This window comes from Pseudoprevotella muciniphila, assembly GCF_003265305.2.
Lineage (GTDB): Bacteria > Bacteroidota > Bacteroidia > Bacteroidales > Bacteroidaceae > Alloprevotella > Alloprevotella muciniphila.
In genome coordinates this window covers 1148248-1167530 of record NZ_CP033459.1, presented here as the reverse complement: position 1 = coordinate 1167530, position 19283 = coordinate 1148248, and the positions used below count along the sequence as shown (strand labels likewise).

Annotated in this window: 22 protein-coding genes; 11 read left to right on the top strand and 11 right to left on the bottom strand. The window is 48.5% G+C overall.

Annotated features, from left to right (window positions below; genetic code table 11):
• Positions 1–27 precede the first annotated feature (27 nt).
• The 6 genes from C7Y71_RS04740 (at position 28) to rfbB (ending at position 4913) form a co-directional block, all read left to right on the top strand.
• Entirely contained in the window at positions 28–207 is a 180-nt protein-coding gene (locus C7Y71_RS04740; protein WP_111897245.1) for a hypothetical protein, read from the top strand.
• Between the two features lie 343 nt (positions 208–550).
• Positions 551–1108, top strand: coding sequence for a hypothetical protein (locus tag C7Y71_RS04735; RefSeq protein WP_111897244.1), 558 nt, complete (start codon positions 551–553; stop codon positions 1106–1108).
• A complete protein-coding gene (locus tag C7Y71_RS04730) occupies positions 1105–1416 on the top strand; it encodes a helix-turn-helix domain-containing protein (RefSeq protein ID WP_111897243.1) in 312 nt (103 codons plus the stop codon). The genes C7Y71_RS04735 and C7Y71_RS04730 overlap by 4 nt, the downstream gene beginning before the upstream one ends.
• Positions 1417–1613: 197 nt before the next feature.
• On the top strand, positions 1614–2885 hold the full coding sequence (locus C7Y71_RS04725; protein ID WP_111897242.1) for a nucleotide sugar dehydrogenase: 1272 nt from the start codon (positions 1614–1616) through the stop codon (positions 2883–2885).
• A gap of 25 nt (positions 2886–2910) precedes the next feature.
• Positions 2911–3687 carry a YdcF family protein gene (locus C7Y71_RS04720; RefSeq protein WP_193215972.1) on the top strand — a complete coding sequence of 259 codons (777 nt, stop codon included), beginning with the start codon at positions 2911–2913 and terminating at the stop codon, positions 3685–3687.
• An 86-nt stretch (positions 3688–3773) separates the two neighbouring features.
• A complete protein-coding gene (rfbB, locus tag C7Y71_RS04715) occupies positions 3774–4913 on the top strand; it encodes a dTDP-glucose 4,6-dehydratase (protein WP_111897240.1) in 1140 nt (379 codons plus the stop codon).
• A 218-nt stretch (positions 4914–5131) separates the two neighbouring features.
• On the opposite strand, the gene rsmA is transcribed toward rfbB, so the two are convergent.
• Complete coding sequence (gene rsmA, locus C7Y71_RS04710; RefSeq protein ID WP_111897239.1) at positions 5132–5959, bottom strand: 16S rRNA (adenine(1518)-N(6)/adenine(1519)-N(6))-dimethyltransferase RsmA; 828 nt, start codon at positions 5957–5959, stop codon at positions 5132–5134.
• 140 nt (positions 5960–6099) lie between these two features.
• On the opposite strand from rsmA, the gene C7Y71_RS04705 reads away from it, so the two are divergent.
• From C7Y71_RS04705 to C7Y71_RS04690, 4 genes are all read left to right on the top strand, one after another.
• Positions 6100–7125 (top strand): lysylphosphatidylglycerol synthase transmembrane domain-containing protein, encoded by a 1026-nt coding sequence (locus tag C7Y71_RS04705; protein WP_226943563.1) that lies wholly within the window; start codon positions 6100–6102, stop codon positions 7123–7125.
• A 15-nt stretch (positions 7126–7140) separates the two neighbouring features.
• Entirely contained in the window at positions 7141–8595 is a 1455-nt protein-coding gene (locus tag C7Y71_RS04700; RefSeq protein ID WP_111897237.1) for an aminoacyl-histidine dipeptidase, read from the top strand.
• A gap of 27 nt (positions 8596–8622) precedes the next feature.
• A complete protein-coding gene (locus C7Y71_RS04695) occupies positions 8623–9231 on the top strand; it encodes a CD225/dispanin family protein (RefSeq protein WP_111897236.1) in 609 nt (202 codons plus the stop codon).
• A 102-nt stretch (positions 9232–9333) separates the two neighbouring features.
• On the top strand, positions 9334–9729 hold the full coding sequence (locus tag C7Y71_RS04690; RefSeq protein ID WP_111897235.1) for a DUF2752 domain-containing protein: 396 nt from the start codon (positions 9334–9336) through the stop codon (positions 9727–9729).
• 467 nt (positions 9730–10196) lie between these two features.
• On the opposite strand, the gene C7Y71_RS04685 is transcribed toward C7Y71_RS04690, so the two are convergent.
• From C7Y71_RS04685 to C7Y71_RS04650, 9 genes are all read right to left on the bottom strand, one after another.
• The gene (locus C7Y71_RS04685; protein ID WP_111897234.1) at positions 10197–11195 is read right to left on the bottom strand and encodes an SPFH domain-containing protein; all 999 of its coding nucleotides are present in this window, start codon (positions 11193–11195) and stop codon (positions 10197–10199) included.
• A 243-nt stretch (positions 11196–11438) separates the two neighbouring features.
• Positions 11439–11885 carry an NfeD family protein gene (locus C7Y71_RS04680; RefSeq protein WP_111897233.1) on the bottom strand — a complete coding sequence of 149 codons (447 nt, stop codon included), beginning with the start codon at positions 11883–11885 and terminating at the stop codon, positions 11439–11441.
• 233 nt (positions 11886–12118) lie between these two features.
• Positions 12119–12304 (bottom strand): hypothetical protein, encoded by a 186-nt coding sequence (locus tag C7Y71_RS04675; protein ID WP_146739304.1) that lies wholly within the window; start codon positions 12302–12304, stop codon positions 12119–12121.
• 2 nt (positions 12305–12306) lie between these two features.
• Positions 12307–12477: a hypothetical protein gene (locus C7Y71_RS11805; protein ID WP_193215971.1), complete on the bottom strand. Its 171-nt coding sequence runs from the start codon at positions 12475–12477 to the stop codon at positions 12307–12309.
• A gap of 32 nt (positions 12478–12509) precedes the next feature.
• Entirely contained in the window at positions 12510–13790 is a 1281-nt protein-coding gene (locus C7Y71_RS04670) for a hypothetical protein (RefSeq protein ID WP_146739303.1), read from the bottom strand.
• A gap of 186 nt (positions 13791–13976) precedes the next feature.
• Positions 13977–14525 carry a hypothetical protein gene (locus tag C7Y71_RS04665; RefSeq protein WP_111897230.1) on the bottom strand — a complete coding sequence of 183 codons (549 nt, stop codon included), beginning with the start codon at positions 14523–14525 and terminating at the stop codon, positions 13977–13979.
• A gap of 275 nt (positions 14526–14800) precedes the next feature.
• Complete coding sequence (locus C7Y71_RS04660) at positions 14801–15361, bottom strand: hypothetical protein (protein ID WP_111897229.1); 561 nt, start codon at positions 15359–15361, stop codon at positions 14801–14803.
• Between the two features lie 93 nt (positions 15362–15454).
• On the bottom strand, positions 15455–16372 hold the full coding sequence (locus C7Y71_RS04655; protein WP_111897228.1) for a patatin-like phospholipase family protein: 918 nt from the start codon (positions 16370–16372) through the stop codon (positions 15455–15457).
• Positions 16373–16381: 9 nt separating this feature from the next.
• Positions 16382–16879: an Lrp/AsnC family transcriptional regulator gene (locus C7Y71_RS04650; RefSeq protein WP_394366616.1), complete on the bottom strand. Its 498-nt coding sequence runs from the start codon at positions 16877–16879 to the stop codon at positions 16382–16384.
• A gap of 393 nt (positions 16880–17272) precedes the next feature.
• Between C7Y71_RS04650 and C7Y71_RS04645 the strand changes: the two genes are divergently transcribed.
• Positions 17273–18562, top strand: a complete 1290-nt coding sequence (locus C7Y71_RS04645; protein ID WP_111897227.1) for an O-acetylhomoserine aminocarboxypropyltransferase/cysteine synthase family protein — start codon at positions 17273–17275, stop codon at positions 18560–18562.
• A gap of 197 nt (positions 18563–18759) precedes the next feature.
• Here the strand turns inward: C7Y71_RS04645 and C7Y71_RS04640 are convergent, their stop codons facing one another.
• Positions 18760–19188, bottom strand: coding sequence for a hypothetical protein (locus tag C7Y71_RS04640; RefSeq protein WP_146739302.1), 429 nt, complete (start codon positions 19186–19188; stop codon positions 18760–18762).
• Positions 19189–19283: the final 95 nt, after the last annotated feature.

Genomic DNA, 19283 nt, shown 5'->3' with positions numbered 1-19283 from the left:
TTGTCAAACGAAATAACAACATTTACAATGAAAAAATATATCAAGCCCGAGATTTTCTCAATTAAAGTAGAAACTGCACATGTCATCAGTGCCAGCGACCCCAATGCACACAACGAAGAGGGTAGCGGCAACCAGTTGACACAAAAACTCTGGTTCTCAGATGACAATATGATGAACACGGACAATAGTTGGAAAGAGGCAGAATAATCCTCCTTTTCCGATAAACATATTGCGGCGGGCAGTCCTTGAGCAGGGTTGCCCGCTGCTGTGTTTCCGGAACTGTATCAAAACGAATTGAGTGCGCTGTAGCGCAGAATTTCTACAAATCTGTCCAAATCTGACAAATTGATTTTCAGATTATGTATTTTTGTATTTTTGTATGAGTAAAGAGCAAGACTTCTCGCCTTTAGATGACTTCTTCTGATTTTGATGCACTTTCCGCCTGTATCCCCGTACCCCTTTCGGGGAACAAGCTCGTACAAAAAATGCAACTTATAAGTTGCGTATATAAAAAACAAGTATTATCTTTGCATTCAGAAAAAGCAATAAAATGAGATTTGAACGTATCATAGAAGGCAAGGACCACCTTTGGGCGGTACGCGAGATGAATAAGCCAAAGAATGAATTGGCACTGCTTTTTGATACATGGAACGACATGGAGTATCTGATGAAGTTTTTCATGGACAACTTCAATGACCTGAAAACGTATTTCCATATTGAAAGGATAAGTGATGCCATAGCCGACACTCTGGACGATGCAGAGCAACTGGAGCGCCTCATATTGGACATCCCGTTCACGGACAACCTTGACGAACTGTTCAAACCGCTCGGCACAACGGACATGACCGTTCGTGAACTGACTCGTGAGAAAGCCCGCAATTGGAACAGAAGCGGTCATGCAAGCTGGCTAAGGGTGTACGCCATCCGTCTGGAAGAAAACGTGTTTGTCGTTACGGGTGGCGCTATCAAACTGACACAGACGATGCAGGAGCGTCCGCACACTCAGGAGCAGCTTGACAAGTTGAACAGCTGTCGTCAGTATCTGATTTCTAATGGTGTCTTTGATGCAGACAGTTTCATCGACCTAAACATGGAGGCAGAATTATGAAAACAAAATCCGTTAAGTTTCTGGAATCCCACCAGTCGGGTGAGGTCTCCACTTTTGCGACCGATGCCAAGTGGCGTCAGGAAAATGCATCATGGCTCAAGCGGTCACGCCGCGTTGCGCTTGCCATTATAGACTATATGCAAGCCAACAACCTTTCGCGCAATGATATTGCAGGTCGTCTTGGGGTATCCCCTCAGTACGTGAGCAGGATATTGTCAGGAAAGGTGAATTTCTCATTCAAGTCTGTTTCTGAAATAGAGAACCGACTTGGCATCCTCTGTTTCGACGAAGCTATGGCTGGTGTGTAGTACAAGACAGATAACCTTAAAGAACCGCAAACACTTTGTCTGCGGTATTTTTTCTCTGCTTTTAGGGCTTTCAGCACGTTTTCCGGAAACGCTCATAAAATAAACTATTGGCTACAGCCCAATTTACCGGACACCAATAATTTGAAAAATAATTGTTATCTTTGCATGAAAGTAGTAACAAGAACAGTTTTTTTCAAATGAAGATAGCAGTAGCAGGAACAGGCTATGTTGGTCTGTCGATTTCAGTGCTCCTCGCACAGCACAACACAGTGAAGGCGGTAGATGTCATTCCCGAGAAAGTGGATTTGATCAACAAACGTCGCTCGCCCATTCAAGACGACTATATTGAGAAATACCTGGCAGAAAAGCCGCTTGACCTCGTGGCTACGCTCGACGGGGCGATGGCATACGGCGATGCCGACTTTGTGGTCATCGCTGCCCCGACCAACTACGACTCTGCGCGAAACTTTTTCGATACGAGCCACGTGGAGGAGGTCATTGACCTCGTGCGCAGTGTGAATCCGCAGGCAGTGATGGTCATCAAGAGTACCATCCCTGTGGGCTATTGCGAAAGCCTTTATAAGAAATACGGTCCCACCTTGCGCCTCCTCTTCTCGCCGGAGTTTCTGCGTGAGAGCAAGGCGCTCTACGACAACCTCTATCCGAGCCGTATCATCGTGGCATCGCCCGATGCCGAGAGCACAGGCATCTCCGACGATGCAGCGCGCGAATTGAAACAGGCGGCAGAAACATTTGCTTCTCTCCTGCAGCAAGGTGCGGAGAAGAAAGACGTGAAGACGCTGTTCATGGGACTGACAGAGGCAGAAGCGGTGAAACTTTTTGCCAATACCTACCTCGCCCTGCGCGTGAGTTATTTCAATGAACTTGACACTTATGCCGAGATGAAAGGACTGAACACCCAGAATATCATAGAAGGTGTGAGTCTTGACCCGCGTATAGGCGACCATTACAACAACCCGTCTTTCGGTTACGGTGGCTACTGCCTACCTAAAGATACGAAGCAACTCCTTGCTAACTATCGCGATGTGCCTGAAAACCTCATCGAGGCGATAGTGGAGAGCAACCGCACCCGCAAGGACTTCATAGCCGACCGTGTGCTAAAGAAGGCCGGCTATTACAGTTACTATAACGACAATGCCTCGTGGGACGTGGCGCGGGAGAAGCAAATCGTCATTGGGGTCTATCGCCTCACGATGAAATCGAACTCCGACAATTTCCGCCAGAGCAGCATACAGGGCGTGATGAAACGCATTAAAGCCAAGGGTGCGGAAGTCATTATCTACGAACCCACACTGCAAGACGGCGTGTCGTTCTTTGGCTCTAAGGTGGTAAACGACCTCGATGCGTTCAAGGCACAGTCTAATGCCATCATAGCCAACCGCTACGATGCCGTGCTTGACGACGTGGCAGAAAAAGTTTATACCCGCGACATCTATCGCCGCGACTGATATCCCTGTAAACTACAGCCCGCCGATGTTCTACGAAATAGCCCAAATCACGAAAGTCCTCATCTCGCCCGTGTCGTGGATAGTGTTGCTTATCATTATCCCGTACTTCCTCAACGCACGCCGGAAATGGCTGCGCCGCAGTTGCTGGATAGTGGCAGGCGTGATGTTCCTCGTCTTTTCCAACAAGCCCCTGATGCTCTACACCGAGGGGCAACTGGCAGGCGAATACAGCAACACATCAATGAAGGACGGCAAGACGTATAAGGCGGCCATCGTGCTCGGCGGTTTTGCCAAAATGGACGCAGAACGCGGCAACCTGACATACGAAAGCCGCCGCGCAGGGCGACTGTGGGAGGCGGTGAGGCTCTGGAAGATGGGACGCGTGGAGCGCATACTCATTACGGGCGACACGAGCAGCAGCCTGAAAGACGGCGTGACCACCAAACCCGAATTCATCAAGTATATGACGCAAATCGGGGTGCCAGACAGTGTGCTGATTATCGAACAACTGGCGCGGAACACGCGCGAGAACGCCACTAATTCGAAAGCCATTCTCGACTCGCTGGGCATCAACACAGCCGACTGCGTGCTCGTTACCTCTGCCACACACATGCGCCGCAGTTATGAAACATTCCGCAAGGCAGGCCTGGAAGTGGACTACTATGCTTCCGACACGTATTCCGCACCAAAGTCCCTCAGTTTCCGCGATTTCTATCCGCGCTGGAAATGCGTGCAGGAGTGGCAGTACCTTTTCAACGAACTTTTTGGACGGATAATCTATGACGTTGTGGGCTATGGTTGACAAGCGCATAAATATGCATATAAACTTTTCTGTTCTCATTTAGATTATTACCTTTGCAAACAAAGAAATAAACATCAATCAACTATATGAAGACATATCTCGTAACCGGTGCCGCCGGATTTATTGGCGCCAACTACATTAAGTACATGATCGCCAAATATGACGACGTGAAAATCGTGGTGCTCGACCTGCTGACCTACGCGGGCTATCTCGGCACCATCGACCAGGACATCGACAACGACCGCTGCTTGTTCGTGCGCGGCGACATACGCGACTGCCAACTCGTGAACAAACTTTTTGCCGAATACCGCTTCGACGTGGTGGTGAACTTCGCCGCCGAGAGCCATGTGGACCGCAGTATCGAAAATCCTCAACTCTTCCTTGAAACAAATATCCTCGGTACGCAGAACCTGCTAGAAGCCGCCAGAAATGCATGGCAGACAGGGCGTGATGCTCAGGGATACCCTACATACAACAAGGGTGTGCGCTATCACCAGGTATCTACCGACGAGGTGTACGGCAGTCTTGGCGAAACAGGTTACTTCACCGAAGAAACACCACTGTCGCCGCACAGCCCATACAGTGCATCGAAAACCAGTGCCGACCACATCGTTTGTGCCTATCGCGACACGTTCCATCTGCCTGTGAGCATCACACGCTGTTCTAATAACTATGGTCCCTATCAATTCCCGGAGAAACTTATTCCGCTGATTATCAACAATATCCTGCAGGGCAAGCAACTTCCGGTTTACGGTGAGGGTACGAACGTACGCGACTGGCTCTATGTGGAGGACCACTGCAAAGCCATCGACATGGTCATCCGTAAAGGCGCTGACGGCTGCATCTACAACGTCGGCGGACACAACGAACGGCAGAATATCCAAATCGTGAAGACTATCATCAAGACCATCCACGACATCATGGCAGTTAATCCCGAGTATCGCAAACTGCTTAAGAAACAGGATCGCGGTGCCGACGGTCAGGTGGATATCTCTTGGATCAACGACGACCTTATTACCTATGTGAAGGACCGCCTGGGCCATGACCAGCGCTACGGCATCGACCCAACGAAAATAAAGAACGAACTGGGCTGGTATCCGGAAACTGATTTTGAAACGGGCATCGTGAAGACCATTCGCTGGAACCTCGACCACCACGACTGGGTGGAGGCAGTGTCAGGTCCCGACTATCAGAAATACTACGAAGAGATGTATGCCGGCAGGTAAAACAGGCGGAACCCCAGATAGATAAACATAGATAAACGCACAAGCGGCAGGACTCTTATTTGTTCTGCCGCTTGTGTATTATTGATGTCAGTTTTTACCTTGAAAATCGCAAGTGCTACTTTTAATATTAAAGGTAAATTTCTGTGGAAATTTACGCATAAATAGCAGAAAATCAACTAAAACGTGATTTTTTTTCGAAAAAATTGGAGAAAAATAATTTATTCCGCCGTTTCGCGGTCGATTTCGTTGGTCAGGCTGATGAATTCCTGCACGCTGAGTTGCTCGGGCCGGCGGGTGAGGAGTGGGCGAGCCAGGAATTCGGTGTGGCTGCGTGTGCAGTGGCGTTCGTTGTCGAGTTGTGCGAAGAGTGGTTTGAGCGACCCACGCATCATCTTGCGGCGTTGGTTGAAGGCGGTTTTCACCACACGCCGCAGCAGGCGTTCGTCGCAACCGCAGTCGGTGGAGTTATTGCGTGTAAGACGGACCACGGCACTGCGCACCTTGGGCGGCGGGTTGAACACACCGGGCTCAACGGTGAAAAGATAGTCCACATCGTACCACAGTTGCACAAGCACACTGAGTATGCCGAATGCCTTGCTTCCCGGACTGGCGGCGAGGCGTTCTGCCACTTCCTTCTGAATCATGCCCGTGCAGCAGGGGATGAGTTCGCGATAGTCGAGCATCTTGAAGAAAATCTGGCTGGAGATGTTATAAGGATAGTTGCCTGTCAGCACGAAGGGTTGTCCGCAAAAGGTGTTTTCGAGGTGCATCTTGAGGAAGTCGTCCTCAATGATGTCGTCCTCAAGGGTGGGGTAGTTACGGCGCAGGTAGTCAACGCTCTCAAAGTCGAGTTCTGCCACTTTTACATGCCTCCCCTTGGTAAGCAGGTATTTCGTCAGCACGCCCATACCGGGTCCCACTTCCAGGATGGGTATGTCTGGACAGGCATCTACGGTGTCGGCAATGCGTTGTGCTATGCCTTCATCTGTGAGGAAATGTTGGCCCAGAAACTTCTTGGGACGTACTTTTTTCGCGTTACTGTGCATTTTTTTACTTTTTGCGTATCAGTTCTGCATATTTTTCAATAAGTTTGCAAGTGCAAAGATAGGCATTTCTCTTCGCAGAATGCGAAAAAAGCATTGCAACGTAGAATTTTTGCCAGTCTTGCGAAATACGAGAAGAGCAGATGCTGAAAAATATCCTGAAAATAGTTCTCCCCTTCGCTCTGGGTATTGCCATACTTTGGTGGATGTACCGCGGAACGGACTGGTCCGACTTTTGGCACAATGTGTGTCATGAGATGAACTGGGGCTGGATGTTGTTTTCGCTGATTTTCGGCATTTTGCCGCAGGTGTTCCGTGCGTTGCGCTGGCGGCAGACACTCGCACCGATGGGTGAGAACGCCCGTGTGCGCACGAGCATCGACAGCATCTTCGTGTCGTATGCAGCGAGCCTCGTAGTGCCGCGCATAGGCGAGGTGATGCGCTGCTCCACACTTAAGCGCATGGACGGCGTGTCGTTCAGCAAGTCGCTCGGCACGGTGGTGACGGAACGTATCGTCGATATGCTCGTCATGGCGCTTTTCACACTCGTCGCGCTGCTGACGCAGTTGCCCACATTCGTGAATTTTATGGAGACCACCGGCACGAGCCTCGACAGCATACTGAACCGCTTCACAGGTACGGGCTACATCGTAACACTCATTTGTGGCATAACGGTGGTTATTACGCTGGGCATACTCTTCTGGCGCTACAAGATGTTCAAGAAAGGCAAGGATATCCTGCTTGAAGTGAAGGCGGGCATTCTTTCGCTTCGCAATGTGGATAGGGTGTGGCTGTATTTGTTCTACTCGTTAGGCATCTGGGTGTGCTACTATCTGCACTTCTACCTCGCTTTCTTCAGTTTCGACCTTACCGCCGGCATTCCGCCGATGTATGGCCTGCTGATGTTCTGTGTGGGGACGTATGCCGTATTGGTGCCCACGCCTAATGGTGCAGGACCATGGCACTTCGCCGTGAAGACCACCATCGTGATTTTCTTTGCCGATGCAGTGATGGCAGGGCAGTTGGCGCAGGACTACGTAGAGGCGCAGGCAATCATGATAGCCCTCGTCATCCACACCATCGAAACAGCCCTCGTCGTCCTCCTCGGTGCCTACGGCTGGGCTGACCTCAACTTTATAAAGCGAAAAGATAAAGAGCAAAACAACTAATAAAATCATAATATCATGTCAGAAATCAGAAACTTGGATCCCAAGGCTATTTGGGAAAACTTCTACCTTCTTACACAAGTGCCCCATCCGTCGGGTCATCTCGAAAAAATTCAGCAGTTCCTCCTCGACTGGGCAGCAGAGCGCGGTATCGAGGCATTTAAGGACGCTGGCGAGAACATCGTGATGCGCAAACCTGCTACACCGGGCATGGAAAACTGCAAGATGGTAACCATGCAGGCGCACATGGATATGGTGCCGCAGAAAGCGAAGAACTCTAATCACAATTTTGAGACAGATCCCATCGAGACATGGATAGACGGCGAATGGGTGAAGGCTAACGGCACTACCCTCGGCAGCGATGACGGTATGGGTGTGGCAACCATCATGGCTGTGATGGAAGCCTCCGACATCAAGCATGGTCCCATCGAGGGTTTCATCACGGCTGATGAGGAAACCACGATGTACGGCGTGAATCACATGGTGCCCGGAACGCTCAAAGGCGACTGTCTGCTCAACCTCGACAATGAAACAGAAGGCGAATTCATCATCGGTTCGGCAGGCGGCATCAACCTGACCGCAGAGAAAGCATATACACCTGTTGCGCCAACAGGAGGTGCCGCAGTGAAGATTTCTCTCCATGAACTGAAGGGTGGGCACTCGGGTCTCGAAATCAACGAGGGCCGCGCCAATGCCAACAAACTCATGGCACGCATCGTGCGCAAGGCGCTCAAGGAGAACGGCGCTGAACTGGCATGTTGGCTTGGCGGCAATATGCGCAATGCCATACCCAACTCGTGCGATGTTGTCCTCGTGCTTCCGGCAGAAGCCGTGGCTGCAGTGAAGGCCGACGTGGCACATTGGGCAGAGGTGTTCAAGGCTGAATATGAAGGCATAGAGGATGCTCTCATGCTCGAAGTGGCAGATGCTGAAGTGGCCGCTGAAGTTGTGCCCGCAGCAGAAGCCCTCACAACCGTGAATGCCATAGCAGCAAGCCAGAACGGTGTGATGCGTTTCATTCCAGGCATTGGCGACATTGTGGAAACTTCTTCCAATCTCGCTATTGTGGAGATTGGTGGCGGTAAGGTTTTTATCAAGGATCTCATCCGCTCGTCAATGCGCACACAGCGCGAATATTGCGAGGAAGTGCTTACTGCATGCTTTGAGAACGCAGGCATGAAGGTGGAAGTGGGCGGCGAATACACAGAATGGCAGCCTGCACTGAAGAACGACCTCGTTGACCTGATGAAGAAGGTGTATGAAGAGCAGTTTGGTGCAGAACCCAGTGTGCAGGTGATTCATGCCGGTCTTGAATGCAGCATTATCGGTGCGATGTATCCCCACATGGACATCGTCAGTTTCGGTCCCACGCTCCGCAGTCCGCACACACCCAACGAGCGTTGCAACATTCCCAGTGTGGCGAAGTACTGGCAGTTCGTCAAGGCTGTGCTCGAACGTATTCCACAGAAATAACATTATTCATCATAAATCCAACCTATTATGGAACAGTATTATTATGTCAAGGATGGGCAGCGCTTAGGTCCCATCGTACCTGAACAGTTCGCAGCAAGCGGCGTGACGGGCGAAACCCTCGTCTGGACACAAGGTATGACAGACTGGAAAGCCGCTTCCACTATCCCCGAATTGGCTGCCTATCTGAGTATGGCACCCGTTCCTCCTCCTTACGAACCGGAACCGCAACCTCAGGTGCAGCCTCAGCCTCAACCTCAGCCGCAATCTTATGGCTATGGCCAAGGCGGTTATAATCAAGGTGGTTACAACCAAGGTGGCTATGGCGGCCAGATGTATGGTGCCGCAGGTCAGCCGTCCTATACACCGCCTCCAGGCAACAATATGGTATGGGCTATCCTCACGACCCTCTTCTGCTGCCTGCCTTTCGGTATAGTCAGCATCGTTTATGCCAGCAAGGTAGATAACCTATGGGCAATGGGCAACCATCAGGCTGCCCTCGACGCTAAGAGAAAATCGAAGAATTGGGCTATCGCAGCAGCAGTGTCAGCACTGGTCGTTACCATACTCTACGTGATTTTAATTGTAGTCATGGGAGTAGGCCATGCAGGTGCTGCTTCTTACAGCAGTGGTTGGTAAATCATAATACCGGCAGATAATGACATCTTGGTTCGGGGAGTAAATCTTCCTCGGGCTGAGATGTTTGCGCAATTAGATAAATAATATAATAAGGAGTAGGGCATGCGGCGATACGTGCAGAAACTTAGTGTTACAACGATAATTTTCCTCGTGTTGGGCGCGGTGGCGGTCGTGGTGTTGTATTTCCTCGACCCTGCGCAGTATGTGTTCATGCCGAAATGTATTTTCAAACTGCTTACGGGTTATTCTTGCCCCGGCTGCGGTTTTCAGCGCGCGGTGCATGCTCTGCTGCATGGCGACGTGGTGGGTGCGGTGCGGTTCAACCTGTTCCTGCTCGTGGGTGTGCCATATCTGCTACTCGTTGCCGTGGCGTCCGTCGTACCTAAGACAGAGCGCACAGCCGCTTTCCGCCGCTATGCCTATCATAAGTGTTGGGTGTATCTCTATATCACGCTCTTCTGTATCTGGTGGGTGCTGAGGAATGTGCTTCATATCTGACGGCTGACACATTTGTCCACAATTATTGGTGTCCGGTAAAAGTTTTATGGACATAGTCATAAGCCTTTCTGTATGGGTGTTTTATTGGTGTAATCTATGGGGCTTACTCTTCGACATTGTTGCGTCCGTTTTGGTACTCTGAATTAGGCTGAAAGCCTTACAGCACATAGCCCATGGCAACGCCATGGGTATATGGATGTAGATGAGTGCGTCCTGAAAGGACAAAAGCATTATGAATCAAGTATTTACACCAATACTTTTTGCCTATATATCTGCTTTTGCGCTTACAGCGCGCCAATGCCTTTAATCACATTCACCCTGGACGTTGTCCTGGGCTATGAGCTTTTGGGGCTTTCAGCCCGTTTACCGGACACCAATGGTCCGCAATAAAGAAAGAGGTAGAGCATGCCGGACATCGTCCACAAAACTCTACCTCTGATTATTTTTCAACTCTCAACTCTCAACTTTCAACTCTTCCTGATAGGAGGAGGAACGCTGCCTGCCTTGCTGCCGTTCGCGTCCTGGAACAGTTCCTTTATGCCGCCGAGCGACCCGAGGAGGTTCGATGCTTCGTAGGGCAGGAACACAGTCTTGTTCTCTGTGCCTTCTGCCACATTCTGCAGCATTTGTATATATTTCTGTGCCAGCAAGTAGTTGGCTGGGTTTGTGCATTCGCCCACGGCTTCGGTGATTTTCTGTATGGCTATGGCTTCTGCCTCTGCGCGACGGATGCGTGCTTCAGCCTGTCCTTCGGCTTCGAGGATGGCTTTCTGCTTCTCTGCTTCTGCTGTATTGATGACGGCTGCCTTTTCGCCTTCCGACTGCAAGATGGCACTTGCTTTTTCGCCTTCGCTCTCGAGAATGAGGGCGCGCTTGTTGCGCTCGGCTTGCATCTGCTTCTCCATGGCGTTGAGCACGGTGGCAGGCGGTGTGATGTCCTGAAGTTCCACACGGTTCACCTTCACACCCCATTTGTCTGTGGCGTCGTCGAGCACGGCGCGCAGTTTGGTGTTAATGGTATCGCGTGAGGTCAGTGTCTCGTCGAGTTCCAATTCACCGATGATGTTACGCAGTGTGGTCTGTGTAAGTTTTTCGATGGCATTGGGCAGGTTCTCAATTTCATACACTGCTTTGAAGGGATCTACAATCTGGAAGTAGAGCAGCGCGTTGATTTCAGTCTGCACATTGTCGCGGGTAATCACATTTTGTCGGTCGAAGTCGTATACCTGTTCGCGCAGGTCGATAATAGACGAATACTGATATCTGCGGTTTTTCATGATGATGATGCTCTTCGCGCGGTCGATGAAGGGCACAATGATGTGTATGCCCGGGCTGAATGTGGCATGATAGCGTCCGAGGCGCTCAATGATGCGTGTTTCACTCTGCGGCACGATGACTAGCGACTTTGCCGCAAGAATAACGATGCCTGCAATAAGGACGATGATAACGGTTGCAATTGGTGTCATTTTATTATGGTTTTAAGGATTATTATATTCAAGTTTAGCAAGTTCCATTTTGCATGGAGTTAATGAAGTTAGCGAAGTTAAAGAAGTTAACGACGTATGTTTTGTACGACAGGTGGTCATTTACATCCCGCATTCTGGTATCGTCGATAACTTCGTTAACTTCGTTAACTCCGATAACTCCGAGTGTAGCGGTAACTTCAGAAAGTTGAATTATTCTATTATTATTTTTGTGAGATATGACTCCTATTGAGCCACTTCTACGGTAACGATAAGGCTTTCTCTTGCCACAATGCGCACTCGTTCGCCTTCAGCGAGGGCACAGCCATCGGCACTAACGGCTTTCCAGTCGTCGCCACCGAGTTTCACTCTGCCGTAGCCTTTCTCGGGTATTGCCTCACTGACTGTGCAAATCTTTCCCAATATGGCGTCGGCATTGCTTACTGTCTCCTTCGTCCTCTTATTGCGCAGATAGCGCACGGCGAACGGACGCACTAGAAAGACAGCGACGGTAGAAGCCACTGCAAAAATCACCCATTGCCAAACGGCAGGTACGTCGAAGAACGAGAAGGGCAGTGCTACTAAAGCGCCCACAGAGAAGCACATGATGAAAAAGCCTGCGGTAATCATCTCGGCTATGGCACATACCAGTGCTATAGCCACCCACATTACCCATAAATCTAATGATTCCATAGCGGTTCAGTTTTTTTTAGTTCAAAAAGATATACAAATATATACATAAAAATCGAATTGACAAAGAAAAGAGGGATATAGTAGATAGTCGATAGTTTTCGGAACTTTATAGGATTTCCTATGATTATTCAGGAAATCCTATGAATGCTTGCCCTTTTATAAAAAAAAAGCCTGGCGTAAGCCAGACTTGATGCTATGATTCTTTGTGGTTGCCCACAAGGTTCTACTTATTTCTATTCCCAATAGTTTTTGGTGTTATAGTTCTCCTCAATGCCAGTGTACTCAATGTCAACCTGCAACTCCTTCTTGCGGGAAAGGGCTCCTGAACCATCGGAAAGGTCTTCCGTCTTGGAGAGCATCAACATGCTCTCCGTGCTCAATTCATGAACTCTAATCTGAGGCGCAATATATGTTTTCATTACTATAGGTTGTCTTGGCTGTCTTGGTCTTCATTGGCGCCAAAATCATAATACATTCTGGGAGCAAGTCCGCCGGTGCCGTTGGACGTTTCTTCTGTCTTGGACAGCGCCAGCATATTTTGCAATTTTATCTCATAAGCGGAAGTTTCCGGAGCAATATATTTTTTCTTCATTGTTCTATACGTTATTTTGAAAACAGAAATGCTTATTTAATCACTTTCTTGCCGTTCTGGATGTAAATGCCACCTTTTACGGTGTTGTTCACGCGGCGTCCGCTCATATCGTAAACTGCACCTTTATCAGCGCTTGTTTCTACGGCATTGATACCTGTAACCTCAGGTAAATCGAAGAATTCAAGAGCCGGAGCCGATGAAGAGCCATCAGACATCAAGTAGCAACGATTCGCAGCAATAGTCTCACCGGCAGCACGAATCTTATAGAACTTTGTGTTGCCACTCTGATTCTGCAATACATAGCCATCTGTTACGTTCTGTTCCTCAAGCACACCGACGAGTTTGCCATCGTTGCCATTAACTGTGGTTGTGCCGTTAGCGAGAGCCTCAACTGTCTTGCCTGTCAAAGCATAGTTGATAGTAGTGTTGACTGCATTTTCTGAGTGTACGATATAAGGTATTCCAGCCTGGAAATAAGACTCTGTTTCTGGCTCAAGACTCAAAGCTACACCAGAAGTTCCAGTACATTTATAAGCAGTTACACCAGAAGGAATGGCTGTGGTGCTTGTACCAGGCACTACAAATGTACCATATTTTGCTTCTTCGTTCACCACGAGGCTTGCTGTGCCAGTGCCGTCTACGTAAAATGTTATATCAAATGGAGTCATTAGATATCCACGTGAAATTTCGATTGTGGAACCTTGCTCTACAGGTTGACTGTCTGCAAAAATAATATTACTTACATGCAATTTATAAACACCAGGAGTTGTACCTAAGGCAGGTCTCATTTGCAAGCGGAAAAGAGCACCGGAAGACAATATCTCTTGGTTGGTGTTTGAATATGTAACCAAGCGTAAGGTATTTGGACCGATAACTCCGTATGAAGTAGCCAGAGTATGGTTGTATGTGGTTACTTCTTCTTCCAACTCATCATCATAAACGGTAACTCCCTTGTATGCGTGTGTGAAATTTGCATTATTAATACCTGAAGGCAGACAGATGGCAGCAGCAGGGTTTGTGTTGTTGTAGAATGTCATTCCGTCAGGAAATTCTATGTCCATCTGGTATGCACGATATCTGCGTTCTACTCCATCCTGACCACCGACCATGTTAAACACGAAATAACCGCTTGGAATAGATGATGCTCCAGGAACAAACGTCAAATCGTCTGAAGTGTAGTTTGCACCAACCATGGCAGCGGCAGCCCTGTTACATGTGGTAATTGTCATGTGGTCATTTGTAGGTATTCTCTGTGCACTGGCCATAACAGTACCGACAATTGCCAAAACTAAGGAAAGTAATAATTTTTTCATCTTATATTATTTGTTTATTAATTTCTTCAAAATAAAGTTTAGTGTCGTATTGATACAATCACATGCAAAATTAAAACATTTATTTTAAATATTTGCAAAAGATCGCGTTAAAACTCATTTTTTTTCAAAAAAATGCTTATACTCATTTACAAGACTGTCTGAAAGCAATTTTCTGCATGATATTTTTTACGAATCTTCTTCGCTCAACTGTATTGTGATTTTTGTTTCAGGTGCAATGCATTTCTTCATGTCCGGCATGACGAAGGTCGCATTCCTAATGATGGCTTCGCTTCCTTGCGCGAGATTATCACTTTCCGGTTTTAGCCTTATTTTCAGCAGTTTGCCGGTGCTGCGGGTGAAAGGCACGTTCGACATGGAGAAACAGAGTATGCGAAACACCCTCTTGTCTGCCTGCCATGAACAAGTAATCTGGTGAACAGGTGTGTTGACGCCCGGAAATGTCACGGGATACACCCCGTCTGTATTGTCTAATGATACGGCATAGCGCGCATCGTTTTCCGCACCTGCCGGCACAATGCCCTCAGGCAGAATGATGTCCATCTGGTAGGCTATCGGCAGCGTGGCGGTGTCGGTTTCGTATGCGATGGAAAGTGTAGTCGTCCCTGCCTTTGAGAGGACCGACAACTCAGGTATAATGCGCACCGATACAGTGTTCTGGGCTTGTACTGCAAAAGCCATACTTACAGCCAAAAGAAAAGATAATGCTTTATTCATTTCTATATCCGAAAACTGTTGCAAAGGTACAGTGTCGATTTTAATTCGGCAACATTTTGCAAAAAAGATTTTTTATTGCTGTCCGGTAAAAATAGGAGATAAAGAAATTAAGTCACATAGAGGTATGAGAAAACAGGTTGTGGAAAGTTCTAAACGCGACGGACACTCATCAACAGAAATACTCAAAACGCTGATGTATACTTTACCGGACAGCAATAATAAGAAATGCACTGCCCGCGGGCAGTGCATTCGCTTAGAAAAGGTTGGATTTCTTTTTATTTGTAACCAGCCATTTTTACGGTTTCTTTGTCTGAAGCAAGGGTGAATGTCAGCTTGCCGCCTGATTCAGCAGCTTCCTGTGTAACGGTGTAAGTTACTTTTCCGAGTGCTTTCTTTTCTTCCAGCAGTTTTTCGTTGTGTGCTTTTGCCTTGTCGGATGAGTAGCTTGAGCATGCACTGCCGGTGAGGTTGCCACCTACGGTTGCTGCAGTATAGTCAACGGTAACTGTCTGTGCATCTGCTTCGTAAGGAGCAGTGATGTTTGTATAGGCTGTTACGTCCTTAGCCAGTTCTTTTTTGATTGTGATGGTCAGGTTGTGGCTCTTGGGATAGAACTTGTATTCGTATGAGCCCAGGTCTTCGCCGTCTTTAGTGAGGCTGATGTCCTCTACGGGATTAACTGTTGCAGGTTCTTCTGCCTTCTGTGCTTCAGCGCCTTCAGTATTTTCAGTTGCTGTGGAGTCGCCGGTTTTCTGTTCGGCCTTGTCAGATCCACCGCATGCGGTGAACATCATTGCGCAGCATGCTACTGCGAGGAAAGTTTTTAAGATTTTCATAATTGTTTTTTTTGTTTAAGATGTGAAATGTTTGAATAGGACTTTTTTTAAATTGTTTTCTAAATTTAATAACGATATCTATGTGTTTTTATTTTATCGTGTCTGTTTCTCAAACTCATCGAGTTTAGCAGCCATGTCCTGCTGTCCCCTCTCTATGATTTCAGCGGCTCTGTCGAATTCGAGGGTGTTGTATCTGTCGCAGGGTATTTCGAGGAGCAGGTCGGGTGGGTTGAGTTTTTTCGTGAGTGCGGCATTGCTTTGTATGGCGAGTTCCGATACACGCATACCGAGACTTACATAATTTTGTCCTGCCTTACTCCTTATATTATTGGCTCTTCTCCGCATTTCTCCCAAGAAGCCGCCGGAGTAGTGCCGGTTATAGTTTTTCAGACCGTCGTAGTTGTGCTCGGAGGGTGCACTGACATCGATGCCGAAGAGGAGGTCGCCTTCGGTGCGAACCACTCTGTTGAGCGGCATCTGGTTTATCACACCGCCGTCTACGAAAATGTGCTCGCCAATGATGACGGGGCGCATGAGTCCCGGCAGTGAGATGGAGGCGCGTATGGCTGTGGCAAGGTCGCCCGAGCGGAAGAGCTGCTCCTTACCCGTGGTGATGTTGGTGGCTACGGCACAGAAGGGTATGGGCAGGGCTTCTATGCGTGCACCGATGAGTATGGTCTTCATTTTGCCCATCAGCCGTTTGCCTTTCATCATGTGGTCCATCGACAGCGAGAAGTCCATCATGTTGAAGACGTTTTTCTTCTTCAGCGAAATGATCCATTCCGTGAATTCGTCAAGTTTACCTGCAGCATAGAATCCACCTACCAATGCTCCGATGCTTGTTCCTGCGATGGACGTGATGCGATAACCGCGCTGTTCCAGTTCGCGTATGGCGCCGATGTGGGCGAAGCCGCGTGCACCGCCGCCAGAAAGTACGAGTGCCACGTTACGCGGAAGTTCGGCAGGCGGTGTATCTTGAAGATTATTCTTTATGATTTGCTTGATTTTCATGTCGTTTTGTTAGAAGTTGAGGCCGTGTTCCTGTTTGATTTCCTGCATGACGAACGTACTCTCAATGCTCCCCACACTCTCTATGGCGCCGAGGTCGTTGATCAGAAAATGCTGGTAGGCTTTCATGTCGGGCACGTGGATCTTGAGCAGGTAGTCGAAGTTGCCGGAGATGTTGTAGCACTCCGTCACCTCGGGCAGGTCGGATATCCGCCGGATGAAGTCCATGGCGATGTCGCGGTTCATCTGCCGCAGCTTCACGTTGCAGAACACCACGAAACCCATGTTGAGCTTTTCTGCGTCGAGTACGGCGCTGTAGCGTTTGATGTAGCCTTCGTCCTCAAGGCGGTGGAGGCGTTCGAACACGGGGGTGGTGCTGAGGTGCACCTTCCGCGCTATCTCCTTGATGGTCAGACGGCCGTCGTGCTGAACGGTGCGGAGAATCTGAAGGTCTTTCTCGTCTAATTGCATTTCTTTGCTTTTATCTGATTCAACTTTCGGGAGTCCCATTTGCTTGAAGTTAACGAAGTTATTGAAGTTATCGCTTCGCTCGAAGTTAACGACGTTAGCTAAAGCTGATTTCTTTCTTTCTTTCTTTCTTTCTTTCTTCCTTCCTTTCTCTTTCTTTATTTTATTATTTTCGGTCCAACGTATCGTCGTTAACTTCTTTAACTTCGATAACTTCAAAAAGCTGATTTATCTGACTAATCGGATTAAGCCGGAAAACCCGGACCGGTCGTTTTTTTCTGTTTGGTGAGAATATATGTGGCAAAAATAGGCAAAAATTCTTAAATAAATAGTTGAAATAGCATAATTTTCCTAATTTTTAATTTTTATTGCACTTATTTTCTGCTGTTTCTACCTTTGCATCGAAAATAATTCATCATAAAAAAGTAATACATCATGTCAGAAAAGAAACTTCACTTTGAGACGCTCCAACTGCACGTTGGACAAGAGCAGGCAGACCCCGTTACCGACAGTCGTGCCGTGCCCATCTATCAGACCACTTCCTATGTGTTCCGCAACAGTCAGCATGCTGCCGACCGCTTCGGGCTTCGCGATGCAGGAAATATATACGGGAGGTTGACAAACACCACACAGAGCGTGTTCGAAGAGCGCATAGCAGCGCTCGAAGGCGGTACGGCAGGCCTGGCTGTGGCAAGTGGTGCGGCAGCCGTAACGTATGCTATACAGAATGTGGCACAGGCGGGCGACCATATCATTGCTGCCGACAACCTCTATGGCGGCACGTTTAACCTCATAGAGCACACCCTTGCCACGCAGGGCGTTACGTCCACCATCGTCAATCCGTCTGACTTCCCTGCACTGGAAACCGCTTTCCAACCGAACACAAAAGCCGTTATCGTAGAGACATTCGGCAACCCGAACGCCAGCGTGACGGACGTGGAGCGCATAGCAGAGATAGCACACAGCCATGGCGTCATCCTCATCGTTGACAACACCTTCGCCACAGCCTACCTGTTCCGTCCGCTGGAACATGGTGCAGACGTGGTGGTGGAGAGTGCCACGAAATTCATCGGTGGACATGGTAGTACGCTCGGCGGTGTGATAGTGGAAGGCGGTAAGTTCGACTGGGCAGCCCATGCCGACCGTTACCCCACACTCGCCAAACCCGACCCCAGCTATCATGGTGCTGTGTTTGCCGCCGTGGCAGGCAATGCGGCTTTCGTTACGCGCATACGCGCCGTCATACTGCGCGACACGGGGGCTGCCATCTCTCCGCTCTCGGCATGGCTCTTGCTGCAGAGCCTCGAAACACTCTCACTGCGTGTGGAGCGCCATGTGGAAAATGCACTGGCGGTGGTGGATTTCCTCAGCAAGCACCCCAAGGTGGCAAAGGTGAACCACCCCTCGCTGCCCGACCATCCCGACCACGACCTCTACCTGCGGCTGTTCCCCGACGGCGCCGGCAGCATCTTTACCTTCGAGATAAAGGGCGGAGAGCGCGAAGCGTGGAATTTTATCGACAATCTGCAGATCTTCTCGCTCCTGGCAAACGTGGCAGACGTGAAGTCGCTCGTGATACATCCTGCCACGACCACCCATTCGCAGATGACGCCTGAAGAACTGCAGAAGTCGCAGATCTATCCTTCCACCATTCGCCTGAGCATAGGAACGGAACACATCGACGACATCATTGCCGATATAAGTCAGGCACTTGACAAGGCGTGAACCGACAGGAAGAAATACATGATTATCAATTAAAAATCACTATTCATTATGATTTACAAAAATCTCACAGAACTCATTGGAGGAACTCCTCTCGTTGAACTCAAAAAAACGGCTGACTATCCAAAAACGGATGGTCAGCCCTGACGCTTTATCATTGAAAAAGTTTTATGCTTTAACAATAATGGCGGAAAGATGAATTAGATTTCGATTTTTTCCATGCCAAGTTCTTTCATCACTTGTTTGCCGAATTCTTCATCGTTTGCCACTTTTTTGCCATTTTCTGTGGCATTAGCTGCTTTTTCGAATTCACCCATAAGTTTTTCCACATCGCCATACTTCTTTTGCAATTCTTCGCCTTTCTTCATCATTTCGACAGCGGCAGCCGCTTGTTCTTCTTCGCTCTTGCCTTCAAGTGCTTTTGTTTCTTCCTGCACCTTAACCATTTCTTCATACATGGGCTTCATGCCTTTCATTACTTCTTTAAACGCGTCCTTCCATTCATCTACGCTCCAGTTGGCACCTTCTGTCTTTGCTTTTTCTACGATGCTCTTCATGTCAGCACCATTCTGGCAAGATACCATAAACAGACCCATCATCATGCAGAGGGCAAAAATAATCTTTTTCATGTCTCAATATTTTTTTAGGGGTTAATAATAGTTTCGTATGCAAATATAGCGGTTATTTCCAAATGAACAAGCAAAATGTCTTATTTTTCTTTTTT

Bases quoted from the DNA above. Each gene is read 5' to 3' on its own strand.
- C7Y71_RS04735 (WP_111897244.1), top strand. From the start codon at position 551: ATGAGATTTGAACGTATCATAGAAGGCAAGGACCACCTTTGGGCGGTA.
- C7Y71_RS04680 (WP_111897233.1), bottom strand. From the start codon at position 11,885: ATGGAATCATTAGATTTATGGGTAATGTGGGTGGCTATAGCACTGGTA.
- C7Y71_RS04705 (WP_226943563.1), top strand. From the start codon at position 6,100: ATGCTGAAAAATATCCTGAAAATAGTTCTCCCCTTCGCTCTGGGTATT.
- C7Y71_RS04640 (WP_146739302.1), bottom strand. From the start codon at position 19,188: ATGAAAAAGATTATTTTTGCCCTCTGCATGATGATGGGTCTGTTTATG.
- C7Y71_RS04655 (WP_111897228.1), bottom strand. From the start codon at position 16,372: ATGAAAATCAAGCAAATCATAAAGAATAATCTTCAAGATACACCGCCT.
- C7Y71_RS04740 (WP_111897245.1), top strand. From the start codon at position 28: ATGAAAAAATATATCAAGCCCGAGATTTTCTCAATTAAAGTAGAAACT.
- C7Y71_RS11805 (WP_193215971.1), bottom strand. From the start codon at position 12,477: ATGAAGAAAAAATATATTGCTCCGGAAACTTCCGCTTATGAGATAAAA.
- C7Y71_RS04670 (WP_146739303.1), bottom strand. From the start codon at position 13,790: ATGAAAAAATTATTACTTTCCTTAGTTTTGGCAATTGTCGGTACTGTT.
- C7Y71_RS04720 (WP_193215972.1), top strand. From the start codon at position 2,911: ATGTTCTACGAAATAGCCCAAATCACGAAAGTCCTCATCTCGCCCGTG.
- rfbB (WP_111897240.1), top strand. From the start codon at position 3,774: ATGAAGACATATCTCGTAACCGGTGCCGCCGGATTTATTGGCGCCAAC.
- C7Y71_RS04725 (WP_111897242.1), top strand. From the start codon at position 1,614: ATGAAGATAGCAGTAGCAGGAACAGGCTATGTTGGTCTGTCGATTTCA.
- C7Y71_RS04695 (WP_111897236.1), top strand. From the start codon at position 8,623: ATGGAACAGTATTATTATGTCAAGGATGGGCAGCGCTTAGGTCCCATC.
- C7Y71_RS04645 (WP_111897227.1), top strand. From the start codon at position 17,273: ATGTCAGAAAAGAAACTTCACTTTGAGACGCTCCAACTGCACGTTGGA.
- C7Y71_RS04700 (WP_111897237.1), top strand. From the start codon at position 7,141: ATGTCAGAAATCAGAAACTTGGATCCCAAGGCTATTTGGGAAAACTTC.
- C7Y71_RS04675 (WP_146739304.1), bottom strand. From the start codon at position 12,304: ATGAAAACATATATTGCGCCTCAGATTAGAGTTCATGAATTGAGCACG.
- C7Y71_RS04665 (WP_111897230.1), bottom strand. From the start codon at position 14,525: ATGAATAAAGCATTATCTTTTCTTTTGGCTGTAAGTATGGCTTTTGCA.
- C7Y71_RS04730 (WP_111897243.1), top strand. From the start codon at position 1,105: ATGAAAACAAAATCCGTTAAGTTTCTGGAATCCCACCAGTCGGGTGAG.
- C7Y71_RS04685 (WP_111897234.1), bottom strand. From the start codon at position 11,195: ATGACACCAATTGCAACCGTTATCATCGTCCTTATTGCAGGCATCGTT.
- rsmA (WP_111897239.1), bottom strand. From the start codon at position 5,959: ATGCACAGTAACGCGAAAAAAGTACGTCCCAAGAAGTTTCTGGGCCAA.
- C7Y71_RS04650 (WP_394366616.1), bottom strand. From the start codon at position 16,879: ATGGGACTCCCGAAAGTTGAATCAGATAAAAGCAAAGAAATGCAATTA.
- C7Y71_RS04660 (WP_111897229.1), bottom strand. From the start codon at position 15,361: ATGAAAATCTTAAAAACTTTCCTCGCAGTAGCATGCTGCGCAATGATG.
- C7Y71_RS04690 (WP_111897235.1), top strand. From the start codon at position 9,334: ATGCGGCGATACGTGCAGAAACTTAGTGTTACAACGATAATTTTCCTC.